General features: G+C 66.8%; 11 protein-coding genes and 1 pseudogene. 7 read left to right on the top strand and 5 right to left on the bottom strand.

Going from position 1 to position 13,754, the window contains the following annotated elements:
• Positions 1-7 precede the first annotated feature (7 nt).
• The 5 genes and pseudogenes from IFT60_RS04770 to IFT60_RS04790 all read left to right on the top strand — a co-directional run bounded on the left by IFT60_RS04770 (position 8) and on the right by IFT60_RS04790 (position 2,957).
• Positions 8-739 (top strand): transporter substrate-binding domain-containing protein, encoded by a 732-nt coding sequence (locus IFT60_RS04770; RefSeq protein WP_192050051.1) that lies wholly within the window; start codon positions 8-10, stop codon positions 737-739.
• Positions 736-1,314: pseudogene (locus IFT60_RS04775) on the top strand (chromate transporter). Before IFT60_RS04770 ends, IFT60_RS04775 begins: the two are co-directional and overlap by 4 nt.
• Complete coding sequence (locus tag IFT60_RS04780; protein ID WP_192050053.1) at positions 1,311-1,889, top strand: chromate transporter; 579 nt, start codon at positions 1,311-1,313, stop codon at positions 1,887-1,889. Before IFT60_RS04775 ends, IFT60_RS04780 begins: the two are co-directional and overlap by 4 nt.
• Positions 1,890-1,953: 64 nt before the next feature.
• On the top strand, positions 1,954-2,526 hold the full coding sequence (locus IFT60_RS04785) for a hypothetical protein (RefSeq protein ID WP_192050055.1): 573 nt from the start codon (positions 1,954-1,956) through the stop codon (positions 2,524-2,526).
• A gap of 5 nt (positions 2,527-2,531) precedes the next feature.
• On the top strand, positions 2,532-2,957 hold the full coding sequence (locus tag IFT60_RS04790; RefSeq protein ID WP_192050057.1) for a hypothetical protein: 426 nt from the start codon (positions 2,532-2,534) through the stop codon (positions 2,955-2,957).
• Between the two features lie 335 nt (positions 2,958-3,292).
• Here IFT60_RS04790 and IFT60_RS04795 read toward each other — a convergent pair whose 3' ends face one another.
• The gene (locus IFT60_RS04795; protein WP_192050059.1) at positions 3,293-6,205 is read right to left on the bottom strand and encodes a TonB-dependent receptor domain-containing protein; all 2,913 of its coding nucleotides are present in this window, start codon (positions 6,203-6,205) and stop codon (positions 3,293-3,295) included.
• 368 nt (positions 6,206-6,573) lie between these two features.
• On the opposite strand from IFT60_RS04795, the gene IFT60_RS04800 reads away from it, so the two are divergent.
• Complete coding sequence (locus tag IFT60_RS04800; protein WP_229510695.1) at positions 6,574-8,922, top strand: polysaccharide lyase family 1 protein; 2,349 nt, start codon at positions 6,574-6,576, stop codon at positions 8,920-8,922.
• A gap of 79 nt (positions 8,923-9,001) precedes the next feature.
• Positions 9,002-9,625, top strand: a complete 624-nt coding sequence (locus IFT60_RS04805; protein WP_192050061.1) for a DVUA0089 family protein — start codon at positions 9,002-9,004, stop codon at positions 9,623-9,625.
• Position 9,626: 1 nt separating this feature from the next.
• Here IFT60_RS04805 and IFT60_RS04810 read toward each other — a convergent pair whose 3' ends face one another.
• From IFT60_RS04810 to IFT60_RS04825, 4 genes are read right to left on the bottom strand one after another with little or no spacing between them, the layout of a single operon-like run.
• Entirely contained in the window at positions 9,627-10,433 is an 807-nt protein-coding gene (locus IFT60_RS04810; protein WP_192050063.1) for an HpcH/HpaI aldolase/citrate lyase family protein, read from the bottom strand.
• A gap of 13 nt (positions 10,434-10,446) precedes the next feature.
• Positions 10,447-11,625, bottom strand: a complete 1,179-nt coding sequence (locus IFT60_RS04815) for a CaiB/BaiF CoA transferase family protein (RefSeq protein WP_192050065.1) — start codon at positions 11,623-11,625, stop codon at positions 10,447-10,449.
• A gap of 10 nt (positions 11,626-11,635) precedes the next feature.
• Positions 11,636-12,796 carry an acyl-CoA dehydrogenase family protein gene (locus IFT60_RS04820; RefSeq protein WP_192050067.1) on the bottom strand — a complete coding sequence of 387 codons (1,161 nt, stop codon included), beginning with the start codon at positions 12,794-12,796 and terminating at the stop codon, positions 11,636-11,638.
• 22 nt (positions 12,797-12,818) lie between these two features.
• The gene (locus tag IFT60_RS04825; RefSeq protein ID WP_192050069.1) at positions 12,819-13,685 is read right to left on the bottom strand and encodes an HTD2 family dehydratase; all 867 of its coding nucleotides are present in this window, start codon (positions 13,683-13,685) and stop codon (positions 12,819-12,821) included.
• Between the last annotated feature and the right edge of the window lie 69 nt (positions 13,686-13,754).

The raw sequence follows: 13,754 nt of genomic DNA on the forward strand, positions 1-13,754 counted from the left end.
CTACCGTATGCCCATGACTCCTGCCCTCCGCTCCGCCTTCACCCCCAGCGGCACCCTGCGCGCTTCCATCAACCTGGGCAACCCGATCCTGGCCTGCCGCAATGCTGAAGGCCATGCCGCCGGCGTCTCGGTCGACATGGCGACCGAATTCGCCACATGCCTGGGCGCCGAACTCGAACTGGTCGTCGTCGACGCCGCCGGCAAGTCGGTCGACGTGGTGGTGGCCGAGAACGCCGACATCGGCTTCTTCGCCATCGACCCGCTGCGCGGCGAGCACATCGCCTTTACCGACGCTTATGTCCTGATCGAGGGCTGCTACCTGGTAAAACAGGATTCGCCGCTGCGCAGCAACGACGAGGTCGACGCCGCCGCCAACCGCGTCGTGGTCGGCAAGGGCAGCGCCTACGACCTGTACCTGACGCGCACGCTGCAGCACGCGCAAATCCTGCGTTCGCCGACCTCGCCCACCGTGGTCGACACGTTTATCGAGACCGGCGCGGAAGTCGCGGCCGGCGTCAAGCAGCAGCTGGAAGCCGATGCGCGCCGCCTGGGCGGCCTGCGCCTGCTGGGCGAGCGCTTCATGGTGATCCGCCAGGCGATGGGCACGCCGAAAAGCCGCGGCCCGGAGGCGGCCGCCTTCCTGGCGGCGTTCGTGGAAGAGATGAAAGCGAGCGGCTTCGTCGCCGCCGCCCTGCAGCGGCACGGCATCGAAGGCGCATCGGTGGCGCCGGCGGCATGACGCAGGCATCCACCCCCGCCGGGCATCCGCGCCCGGCCTCGCTCACCGACCTGTTCGTGTCATTTACCCTGCTCGCGCTGCAGGGCTTCGGCGGCGTGCTGGCCGTGATCCAGCGCGAACTGGTCGAGCGCAAGCGCTGGCTGACCAACGAGGAATTCATCGAGGACTAGGCCGTGGCCCAGATCATGCCGGGGCCGAACGCGGTCAACCTGTGCATGATGATCGGCACCCGTTACTTCGGCCTGGCCGGCGCCCTGACGGCGGTGGCCGGCATGCTGGCGGTGCCGCTGGTCTTGATATTGCTGCTGGTGCTGCTGCACGGCCAGTTCGCCGACCACCCGGCCGTCGCCGGCGCGCTGCGCGGCATGGCGGCGGTGTCGGCCGGCCTGATCGCCGCCACCGGCCTGCGCATGGCCGCGGCGCTGGCGCGCAACCCGATGCCGACCGCCTGGTGCGGCGCGATCGTGCTGGCCAGCTTTGCCTTGCTGGCCTGGGTGCGCGCGCCGCTGGGATGGGTCTTGCTGCTGCTCGGCGGCCTGGGGTGCGTGCTGGCCTGGCGCAGGATCAAACCATGAGCGCGCACCAGATTGTCTTGCAGTGGCAGGACTGGCTCGACCTGTTCTGGCACTTCCTGATGCTGTCGATGATGTCGCTCGGCGGCGCGATTTCCACCAGCGCCGAGATGCACCGCTACCTGGTCGAGCAGCAGGGCTGGCTGACCCACGCCCAGTTCAACGAGGCGATCGCGCTGGCCCAGGCCGCGCCGGGACCGAACGTGCTGTTCGTCGCCCTGATGGGCTGGCACGTCGGCCTGAATGCCGGCAGCACCACGATGGCCTTGCTGGGCGTGGCGATTTCGATGGTCGGCATCATGCTGCCTTCGACCGTGTTCACTTATCAGGTGGCGCAGTGGGGTCACCGCAACCGCGAACTGCGCGCCGTACGCGCCTTTAAAACCGGCATGGCGCCGTTGGTGATCGGGATGCTGCTGTCGACCGCCTGGCTGCTGGGCACGGGCGGCGACGGCGGCGGCACCTGGCGGCTGTGGGTGGTTTCGATCGCTTGCTGCCTGCTGATCTGGCGTACGCGGATTCACCTGCTGTGGCTGCTGGGCGCAGGGGCCTTGCTGGGCGCCTTTGGCGTCGTTTAAGTGCTTGTCTTCCTTGGTCGGTCACCAGTAAGCTGGATGCTTCGATAACCGCCAGGAGCATCCGATGACGACGATTCACACTGCATGGCGCGCCGGACTGCTTGCAACGCTGCTCGCCGCCTGCGCGACGCCACCGGCGGTGCCTCCTGCGCCGGTGGCCGCCACGGCCCAGGCGTGTGGGCCCTGCTGTGATCGGGATCCCGCGGCCGAAGCAGCGGCGACCCAGGGCGTGTCGCCGGCCAATCCAGGCAATCCGTATGTGGGCAAGGATGCCTACACCAATGTCATCGTCGCCCAGGGCACCGTGCTGTACTCGCTGACGCCGGGGGCGCCGCCCGGCTTCGCGGTGCTGGAACAGACCTTGCGCGATGCCGGCGGTAGCCGCGAGCGCTACTACGCGCTGGTGCAGGTGACGTCCGATCCGGGCCGCGATGCGAACGGCATGCCGCGCACGCTGCGCGACAAGGTACGCGCCTTCCAGGCCGTCGCGCCGCTGTGCGCGGCGAGTGGCAGCGCGAGCGCCAATCCGCAATTCGGCGGCGGCGGCGCGACCCAGTATTACGTGTCGACGTCGGACGTGGACAAGCTGCGGCCGGCCGCCATCGCGCCGCTGTCGCAGTGGGGGCCGGCGCATTGAATCCGATGGAAGACGAACAGACCTGGATCGACAACAGCGGCGGCGGCATCCTGCAATACGATTTTGTCCCACCCCACGGGTGGAGCGCCGAGCGCATAGTCCATGAGCACCTTGCAATGGCCGCAACGATCGACGCGCCCGACCTGCCTGCTGCGCCCGTCCCGGGCTGGCTGGCCCTGGTGCGGCGCCTGCCCGCTGCGCTGCGCAGTGCCCTCATGGCCGAGCTACGCGCCGGCAACCGGATCGCTGGCATCGGCAGCACCGGCTGGCCGCACGAAGGCAGCGTTGTCGTCACGCTGCGCGCGCGCTTTTCGGTCGCGCGCGAGGCGCTGCCTGACGGTGTGCGCTGGCGTTCGCCCGAGGACCCACATTACGCGCGCGAAGAGTTGAGCCAGCAGGTGGGCGCGGTCGAGTTCCTGATCCTGGCCTGATCGCAGTTAGTGAGGCGACGGCCGCTATTCGTTTGCTTCGTTTTCTTTGTTGGCTGCGGCGTAACGTAGGGTGGGCACCTGTGCCCACGCGTACGTGCATCTCACGAATACGCGGCGGTGACTGTTCGCTCGCACGGTATCCGGTGGCCAAAAACACTCGCCATTTCACCGCCGGATGGTGTATCACAGCCGCCGGTGAAGCATGCGTACGTAACGCGTGGGCACAGGTGCCCACCCTACGGTACGCCATGGTTAACAAAAAAAACGGCGCCCTGTCTGCGGCGCCGTCCAATGCAAAGGAGCGCGGCCCGAACGGGCCGCGCCGGTTACCGCTATTAGAACTTGTACTCCACCGACAAACGGTACACCCGGCCCAGCATGTCGGCCATGCTGGTGACATAACCGCCGCTGTAGATGCTGTTCGACGTCAGCGGTGGCCATTCCTCGGTGACGTTGTTGACGCCCAGGCTGATCGTGGTGTTCTTGATGCCCTTGTAGCGCACGTTCACGTTGAACTGGCTGTAGGAATCCACTTCGGTCAGGGTCGAGCCGGCGCGCGGGGTCAGGTCGGTCACGCCACGCTGGTAGCGCTGCGACAGGGTCGCGCCCCATGGTCCGGTGGTGTAGGTGAGCGAGGCCGTGTGCTTCCAGCGCGGGTTAATCTGCGGCATGCCGGCCAGGCCCGAGTTCGGACCGGCCGAGCCGTAGCGGCCGTCGTTGGTGATGACGCCGACGTTCTGCAGCCAGACGCCATCCTTCTCGCCCTGGAACTCGTACTTGTGGTACCAGGTGCCGTCGACGCGGGCGTCGAAGGTGCCGATGCTGGTGGTCGGGAAGCGGTAGCCGGCCGCGATGTCGGCGCCGCGGATGCGGGTCTGGCCGCGGTTGGCCTGGCTGGCGACGATGTGGTCGATGATGCCGTTGGTGCCGCGGATGATGTACTGCTCGTACTTGGCCGGGTTCTGCTGCACTTCGGCGATCGCCAGCGCGCCCAGCACGTCTTTCAGCTTCAGGCCCCAGTAGTCGACCGTGAGCGTCAGGTTCTTGATCGGCTCAACCGCGAAACCGTAGGAGAAGCCGCGCGACTTTTCCGGCTTCAGGAAGTCGTTGTCCGGCGTCTTGGTCCAGTACGAGGTGAGTACGTTGCAGACCTGGTCGGGCGAATAGCCCGGGACCGCGACGCCGGTATTGGCCACGGTCGGCTGCGCGCTCGGGCACAGCACCGGGTCGTCCATCGTCAGGGTGCGCACTTCCGGCGTCGGGTTCTGGATGTCCATGATCGACGGCGCGCGGAAGCCGCTCGACACCGAACCGCGCAGCACCAGTTCCGGCATCGGCTCCCAGCGCGCGGCCAGCTTCGGATTGACGGTGGTCTGCTTCAGGTCGTCGTAATGGTCGGCGCGCACCGAGCCATTGAGCAGGAAGCTCGAGGTCAGCGGCACGTCCGCTTCCAGCACCAGCGACTGGATGTCGCGCTTGAGTTTCTTGGCGACGCCCTGCGGGGTTTCGCCCACCAGGTCGCTCTGGGTGACGTTGCCGGCGGCGTCGATGGCGTAGTTGCCGGCCGCATTCTTCAGCACGTAGTCGAGCGGCGCATTGAAGGTGCGCGCCGAATCGCGCCGCACTTCGCCCGAGACGGCCAGCGTCAGGTCGCCGCCCGCCAGCGCCATCACGCGTTTCGTCACGGTCAGGTCGACGCTCTGGTTGTAGGCCTTGTTGCGGCGGTAGGTGTAGTCGCGCGCCTCGATGCTGCGCAGGTATTCGACGCCGGCGGCGTCCTGCAGGCCGAAGGGATTGAGGATGCCGTTGTTGAAGCCTTCCTGCGCCTTCGAGTACAGGATGTAGCCGCCGCCGACGCGCGTATGGCGCTCGGCCACGCCGTAGTTGGCGCCGGCGCGGTAATCCCAGCCCGCCACCTCGCCCTCGACCGCGAGCACGACGCGGTCGTTGGTCTGGCCGTCGTTGCGGTAGGCCGAACCGAGTTCCGCCGGACCCCACTGGAAGTAGAGCGGACGGTTGTTCAGGTTCAGGTTGCTGACCGCGCCCGGCGTCTTGGCCGGGTCGATGAACATGACCGGGGTGTTGCTGCCGTTGTTGGTGCCGACCACCTGCACGTTCGGGGTGATGCCCTTGCCCGGATAGAAGCGGCTGGTCGACGGCAGCGAATAGGTGGTGAACGGCTGCACCGCGCCCGGGGCCTGCATGCCGCGGAACTTCTGCACGGTGAATTCGCTGTGCAGGATGTCGAGGTCGATCTTGTGGCCGCCGGCCAGGTTCCAGCTGGCGCGTCCGGCGACGGTGGTGATCTCGCTGCCGTCGGTGACCGCGTTCCAGTACAGCGGGTTGCGGAAGCAGCCCGGCGCATAGGTCGGCGTCGGGTTGGCGCTCGCGTTGCCCAGCACCGGGATCGAATACGGCGCGCCGCAGCCGGTGGCGAAGGCCGGGTTGTAGTTCGAGTTGGCGGCGCGCGTGAAGCCGAAGTTGGCGAACGGGTTGGCGTTGCGCGAGTCCGGGGTCAGGCCCAGGCCGAGCGTGCGCAGGATGGCCGGATCGTGCTGCTCGGGGCGGTCCTGCTGGAACAGCGCCGATTTTTTCTGGTGGTCGACCGCGATGTAGGCGTTGAAGCCATCCCTGTTCAGGTTGCCATAGCCGACGATCGCACCGATGCCCTTGGTCGTGCCGCCGCCGCTCATTTCCGGGCGGGCGTATTCGGCCTTGATCGAGGCGCCCTCGTAACCGCGCTTGGTCCAGTAGTTCTGGACGCCGCCGATGGCGTCGGCGCCGTAGATCGAGGCGGCGCCGCTGCTGAGGGTCTCGACGCGGTCGAGCGCCATGCGCGGGATCACGTTGACCGACACGTACTGGTCCTGCAGCGGCTCGTTGGCCAGGCGGCGGCCGTTGAGCAGGGTCAGCGTACGCATCGGGCCGAGGCCGCGCAGGTTGGTCACGGGGCCGGCGGCGCCCGAATTGGTGCCGAGCGACAGCGACTGCGGCTGCTCCAGCACCAGGTCCTTCAGTTCGGTGTGGCCGCGCGCTTCCAGTTCCGTTGCCTTCATGACGGTCAGCGCGGTCGCGCCTTCGTTGGCCACGCGCTTGATCAGCGAACCCGTGACGGACACGGATTGCATCGGCGGATCGGCCGGGGCTGTGCTCTGGGCGCTGGCATAGCCGCTCATCTGCAGCAGGGCCAGGCCGACGGCGGTGGCCATGACGGCGCGTTGCGGGTTACGGTGGTGTGGATGCTTCATCGGGTCTCCTCGTTGTAATTTTTGCGCTGCGGCCGCTTGACGCGTTTATATTTATTCGGCCAGACCATAATCTAAATTGGTTCGACCAGTTTGCATAGAAATATTTACGCTGTCCAACCTTGCAAGGGTCTGGTACGACCGGTTTCTCATTCGTAAAAGCCGATAAAGGCACGACCGTTTGTGATTTTTATACAACGTGGCAACCCATTTTGCATAAAATTTTGTTAGCGAAATTGATAGACGGCTAGCAAAACCCTCGATAGTATTTACTCCAATTGGTCGGGCCACTTTTTACTTGTGGTATGCCCAGTTGATAACTGGACCGAGCGATTCCGTACTACTACTACAACAACGAGGAGACGAGAAAAATGATTCCAGGTTCACAACTAAATGCATTGCAACGGACCGCATTAAAAAGACCAGGTATTGCCGCGGCGGTCGCCGTACTGCTCAGCGCCTGCGGCGCGAGCGACGTGGCGGCACCCGGCGCGCCATCGGTGGCCACCCTGTCCAGGGTCGTCGCCACGACGGCCGCAGCCACGGCCGGCACTGCCTGCCCGGCACTCGCGCTGGACGGCATCGACGCGCAAACCCTGACCGGCGATTCGACGCCGCTGCAGCTGGGCACCTTCGGCACCCGCCGGCCTGGTCCACCGGTGCTGGTCGACGGCAAGCACTCGCCGGCCAACTACCGCGCCGCCCCGGTGCTGCCGACCTGGCAATTCGCTACGACCGACCCGACCAATGGCGTCCTGAGCTTCGAATGCGACGCGGCGCCGGCCAATGGCTGGCACAGCTACAAGCGCAATGGCAGCGCACACCAGCAGGTGATCGTCACCGGCGGGCGCAACGCCCTGCCGCAGCACGTCTACACGGTCTACAACGGCCAGCAACTGGTTGCCGCCCTGCACGACGCCGGCAATGCGCCGAAGATCATCCGCATCGTCGGCCACATCGACTTGCGCATGAGCGCCAACAACACGGTCTTCAAGGAATACGAGAGCTACAACGACCAGAAATTCGGTGGTTCGATCAACATCCCGTCGAACACCACGCTGGTCGGCATCAACGACGCGCAAGGGCGCGCCGCGCGCATCACCGGCACCACCCTCCTCGTCGGCAGCGAACTGGCGACGGCGCCGGGCCGCGATCCGGAAGCGGACTTCAAGGCCTGGGTAGCATCCGGCAAGGATGGCGACCTGTACCCGACCTGGACCCGCAACGTCATCATCCGCAACATCGCGCTCGACACGCCATGGGACGTGAACCCGGAAGATTCGGGCAATGCCTACGCCGACGGCGCCACCATCTCGCGCTCGCAAAACATCTGGATCGACCACCTGACGGTCAGCGACGGCGACACCCCGGACAAGCTCGCCAGCGACACACGCCACGACGGCGCGCTCGACATCGTGCGCGGTTCCGACTACGTGACCATGTCGAACAGCTATTTCACCAAGCACGGCAAAACGACCCTGGTCGGCAACGGCGACAGCGGCCGCGCCTGGAGCGATGCCGGGCGCCTGCACGTCACCTTCACCGGCATGTACTGGCACGGCACCGCCAGCCGCCTGCCGCTGGTGCGCTTCGGCCAGCTGCACACCTTCAACAACCTGGTCGAAGCCGACACCCAGCCGGCCGACAAGGACATGAAGTTCGAGGGCGGCCTCGACGTGCGCTTCCAGTCCGACGTGCTGTCCGAGAATAACTACTACCTGTTCACCAACCTGAAGCCGAAGGAAGTCGGCGGCAAGGTCTCCGACGGCAAGAGCGCGCTCAGCTACCGCGCCGCGGGCGAACTGTTCATCAACGACAAGGGCGACGACACCAAGCCCTGGGTCGGCGGCGCGATCGACATTTCGGAAGCCCTGATGACGGCGACCGGCCTGCCGCGCCTGGCCAACTGGACCCCGCCCTACGCCTACAACGCCCTGCCGGCCGACCAGGCGTGCGTGTTCGTGAAGAACAATGCCGGCGCCGGACGCGTCAACAATCCGGGCAGCGGCGCCACCTGCGCCAGCGGCACCAGCCTGCCACCGCTGCCGCCGACCGATCCGAACCCGCCAGTGACGCCGCCGGTCACCCCGCCCGTAACGCCACCGGTGACGCCGCCGGTGACGCCACCTGCCAACGCGCCCGTCTGCAGCGGCCTGTTCGCCTGCAACACTGGCGTCGGCGCAGGCAGCATGAGCACCGGCGTCACCGCGCCGGGTTCGAGCACCATCCTCAATGGCGTGCATTACATCACCGGCGCCGGCAACATCTCGACCTCGACCAGCTACAACCACTACTTCAAGTACATGCCGCTGACCGGGAACTTCGTGATGACGGCGCGGATGCTGGCCCAGGGCGGCGCCAGCAGCGGCGCCCGCGCCGGCCTGCTGGCGACCGATTCGCTGTCCGGCAGCGGCACCTATGCCTGGACCGCGCGCTACGCCAACACCGGCGAAATCCGGCGCGCCATCAACGGCGACAACAAGTCGGTGCTGCCCGGCTTCACCACGAGCACGCTGCCGGTCTGGGTGCGCATCGAGCGGCGCGGCAACGCACTGTACTCGGCGGCCTCGCGCGACGGCTTGAGCTGGACCGAAGCGACCAGCGTCAACGTGACGGCGACGACGCTGTACGTCGGCATGGCGGTGTCCTCGGGCAGCAACACCGCGAGCCAGACGGCGACCTTCAGCAAGCTGTCGGTGGTCGGCGGCGGCCTGAAGTAAGCACGGCAACAACCGCACGGCGCGTCCTGCGCGCCGTGCGTCGACACCATTACACAACCAGATGAACGAGACAAACACCATGAAACTGAAACTGATCGCCCTCCTCGCCGCCCTCTGCACGTCCATCGCCCCGGCCAGCGCAGCGAATACCTCGTACACCGGCCAGTTCACCTACGATAACGACGTGCAGCTGTTCAGCTTTACCGTCGGCGACCTGTCGACCGTCACCCTGCGCAGCTGGTCATATGCGGGTGGCGTGAACGCCGCCGGCCAGACCATCGCACGCGGCGGCTTCGATCCGATCATGGCGCTGTTCAACTCGGCCGGCCAGCTGATCGGCCAGCAGGACGACGGCGAATGCGGCCGGGTGGCGGCCGATGCCGTCAGCCGCCAGTGCTGGGACGTCAGTCTCGAGATCGAACTGACCGCCGGCACCTACACCGCATCGCTCCAGCAGTACAACAACTACAGCGTCAGCGACAACCTGGCCGACGGCTTCTACTATGCCGGCGCGCAGTACCAGAACTTCCGCAACGGCTTCGTCGACGAGATGGACATCAAGCGCAACGGCAGCTGGGCCTTCGACATCCTGAACGTGAATCCGGCCGCCGTGGTGCCGGGAGAAGTGCCGGAACCGGCTTCGCTGGCCCTGATGGGCGTGGCGCTGGCGGGCATGGGCGCACTGCGCCGCCGTCGCAGGTAAATCAGACGCGGCTTGCCTCATCGAGCAACCGCTGCGCGCGCAGGATGACCGGCCGGTCGATCATCTTGCCATCGAGCGCCACGGCGGCACCTTCCGAGGCTGCGGCGGCGGCCAGCACGCGCCGGGCCCACGCCAGTTCCTCCTCGCCCGGGCTGAAGCAGCGGTTCACGCCCGGCACCTGCTTCGGGTGGATGCACAGCTTGCCGCCGAAGCCCATCTGGCGCGCGTGCAGCGTGTCGGCGTCCAGCCGCGCGGCGTCGCCGATGGCCGTGGTGACGCCGTCGACCGGCGCCGCCAGGCCGGCCAGGCGCGAGGCCAGCACCAGCTGCGAGCGAAAAAACAGCAGTTCCTCGCGTTCGCCGCGGATGCCGAGGTCGAGCCCGAAATCGATGGAACCGAACACCAGGCGCCCCACGCCGGGCACGGCGGCGATGGCGCGCACATTGTCGAAGCCGGCCGCGCTTTCGATCAGCGGCAGGATGGCGGCGGCGCCGGCGGCATGGACCCGGGCGACGTCGTCCGCGCGTTCGGCCTTGGACAGCACGACGCCGGCCACGCCCGGCGCGCCGCACAGGGCCAGATCCTCGTCGAACCATGCGCTGTCGGCGCCGTTGATGCGCACCAGCACCGGATGCGCGGGCGACAGCCAGGCGGCCAGCGCGGCGCGCGCCATGGCCTTGTCGGCAAACGGGACGGCGTCTTCGAGGTCGACGATGACGGCATCGGCGCCCGCCTTGCAGGCCTTGTCGAACATCTCGGGGCGGTTGGCGGGAACGAACAGGTAAGAGCGAGCCGGGGCGCTGGTCATGGCGAGGTTCCTTTCAGATGGCGCCGGCATCGCGCAGCGCGCGCACGGCCGCGCTGTCGTAGCCCAGCGCGTGCAGGATGGCGTCGGTATGCTGGCCCAGTGCCGGCACGCCATCCATGCGCGCCGTGTATGTGTTCGGCACGCCGGGCGGCAGCAGCGCCGGGATCGGTCCGTTGGGCGTCTCGATCTCGGTCCAGCGCGCACGCGCCTTCAGTTGCGCGTGCTGCCACAGGTCGTGCATGTCGTTCATGTGGGCGTTGGCGATCTGCGCAGCATCCAGGCGGGCGATCACCTGCTCCGCGCTCTGCTGCGCGAAGGTTTCAATGATGATCGCGCGCAGTTCCTGGCGCGCCGCGGTGCGCGCCGAATTGGTGGCGAAGCGCGGGTCTTTCGCCAGCTGCGGCTGTTCCAGCACCTTGGCGCAGAACTGTTCCCATTCGCGCTCGTTCTGCAGTCCCAGCATGACGGTCTTGCCGTCGCCGGTCGGGAATGGTCCGTAGGGATAAATGGTCGCGTGGGCGGCGCCGGCGCGCGGTGGCGGCGCGGCGCCATCGATCGCGTAGTACAGCGGGTAGCTCATCCACTCGGCCATCGCTTCCAGCATCGAGACGTCGATGCGGCAGCCCTGGCCTGTCTTGCCGCGCTGGATCAGGGCGGCCAGGATATTCGTGTACGCGTACATGCCGGCGGCGATGTCGGCGATCGAGCAGCCGGCCTTGGCCGGATCGTCGGGCGAACCGGTGATCGACAGGAAGCCCGATTCGCTCTGGATCAGCAAATCGTAGGCCTTCTTGTCGCGGTAAGGGCCGTCGGCGCCGTAGCCGGAGATGTCGCAGACGACCAGGCGCGGGAAGCGCTCCTTCAGCTCCTCGTACGACAGCCCCAAACGCGCAGCGGCGCCGGGCGCCAGGTTCTGCACCAGCACGTCCGCGCCCGCCAGCAGCTGCTCGAGGATCGGCCCTGCTCCCGCGTGCTTGACGTCCAGGCTCAGGCTTTCCTTGGAACGGTTGGTCCATACGAAATGCGAGGCCATGCCGCGCGCGCGCTCGTCATAGGCGCGGGCGAAATCGCCGACGCCGGGCCGCTCGACCTTGATGACACGCGCGCCCAGATCGGCCAGCTGGCGCGTGCAGAACGGCGCGGCAATCGCGTGTTCCAGCGTGACGACGGTGATGCCATCCAGAGGTCGCATGACCGTCTCCTTAAAATGAGCGTGGCATGCCGAGCACGTGCTCGCCGACATACGCCAGGATCAGGTTGGTCGAGATCGGCGCCACCTGGTAGAGCCGGGTTTCGCGGAACTTGCGCTCGACGTCGTATTCGGCGGCGAAGCCGAAGCCGCCGTGGAACTGCAGGCAGGCGTTGGCCGCTTCCCAGGACGCGTCGGCGGCCAGCATCTTGGCCATGTTGGCCTGGGCGCCGCAAGCCTGGTGCGCGTCGAACAGTTCGCAGGCTTTGTAGCGCATCAGGTTGGCCGCTTCCAGGTTGACGTAGGCCTTGGCGATCGGGAACTGCACGCCCTGGTTCTGGCCGATCGGACGGCCGAACACGACGCGCTCGTTGACGTACTTCGTCACCTTGTCGATGAACCAGTAGCCGTCGCCGATGCATTCGGCGGCGATCAGCGTGCGCTCGGCGTTGAGGCCATCGAGGATGTACTTGAAGCCCTTGCCTTCCTCGCCGATCAGGTTCTCGGCCGGGATTTCCAGGTTCTCGAAGAACAGCTCGTTGGTTTCGTGGTTGACCATGTTCAAGATCGGCTGCACGCTCATGCCCTTTCCGACCGCCTCGCGCAGGTCGACGATGAAAATCGACATGCCTTCCGATTTTTTCGTCACGTCCGCCAGCGGCGTGGTGCGCGCCAGCAGGATCATCAGGTCGGAATGCTGGATGCGCGAGATCCAGACCTTCTGGCCGTTGATGACGTACTTGTCGCCCTTGCGTACCGCCGTGGTCTTGATGCGGGTGGTGTCGGTGCCGGTGGAGGGTTCGGTGACGGCCATCGATTGCAGGCGCAATTCGCCGCTGGCGATCTTCGGCAGATAATAATCCTTTTGCGCCTGCGAGCCGTGGCGCAGCAGCGTGCCCATGTTGTACATCTGGCCGTGGCAGGCGCCGGAGTTGCCGCCCGCGCGGTTGATCTCTTCCATGATGACCGAGGCTTCGGTCAGGCCCAGGCCCGAGCCGCCATATTCCTGCGGGATCAGCGCGGCCATCCAGCCGGCGGCGGTGAGGGCGTCGACAAAGGCTTCGGGATAGCCGCGCGCCTCGTCGATCTTCCTGAAATACTCGGCCGGGAATTCGGCGCACAGCGCGCGCACGGCTTCGCGGATGTCTTCATGCGATTGCTCTTGATGGATCATGACTGGTCTCCTCTTTATTCGTTCAGGCCGCGCGCAGGACGGCTTCGGCCTGCATCGCCAGTTCGCCGCGGCTGTTCTGGGCCCACAGGCTGATCGTCTTGCCGTCTTCTGCCGGCGCGCCGCACACTGCAAAATCTTCGATGTCGAACAGTGGCGCCAGCGCGCGGAAGCGGAATGCGGCGATGTCCGCACCCGGCAATTCGCGCCGCACCAGGTCGACCAGCAGCGTGGCAATCAGCGGGCCGTGCACGATCAGGCCCGGGTAGCCTTCCACTTCGGTGACGTAGCTGCGGTCGTAGTGGATGCGGTGGCCGTTGAAGGTGAGCGCCGAGTAGCGAAACAGCAGCACCGGGTCCGGATGGATGGTGCGCGACCAGCGCGCATTTGTTGGCGCGGGCTTGGGCGGCGGCGGCATGCTGCCGGGTGCGGCCAGGTCGCGGTAGACGATGTCGTGTTCTTCGGTGATGGCGGGCTGTCCGCCCTGGCTGATCTCGTGGCGCACGGTGACGAACACCAGGCGCCCGCTCGCCCCTTCCTTGCTGCTGACGCTGGCGATGGTCGAGGTGCGCGTCAGCGTGGCGCCGATCGGCACCGGGGCGTGGAAGACGAAGCGCCCGCCGGCCCACATGCGGCGCGGCAGCGGTACCGGCGGCAGGAAGCCGCCGCGTTCGGGGTGGCCATCGGCGCCCAGCTGCGACTGCGGCACGACCGCGGCGAAATTGGTCCAGTGCCACAGCGGCGGCAGCGGCTCGCCGGCGCCGGGCGCGGTGGCGACATCGAGCGTTGCGGCCAGCGCCGCCGCGACTTCGGGGCGTACGGTTTCGTGCAGGGTTTCGGTCTTGCCCACCCACTGCTGAAGGTAGGCCGGGTCGAAGGGGTCGGTCGTCATGGTGGTTCGAGCGGGGCTCGCCGTTGGAAGTTGGTTCATCATAGAATTCGATGGGATCGATAGTGAAAT

This window comes from Massilia sp. CFBP 13721 (assembly GCF_014842025.1).
In the GTDB taxonomy this organism is placed as follows: domain Bacteria; phylum Pseudomonadota; class Gammaproteobacteria; order Burkholderiales; family Burkholderiaceae_D; genus Telluria.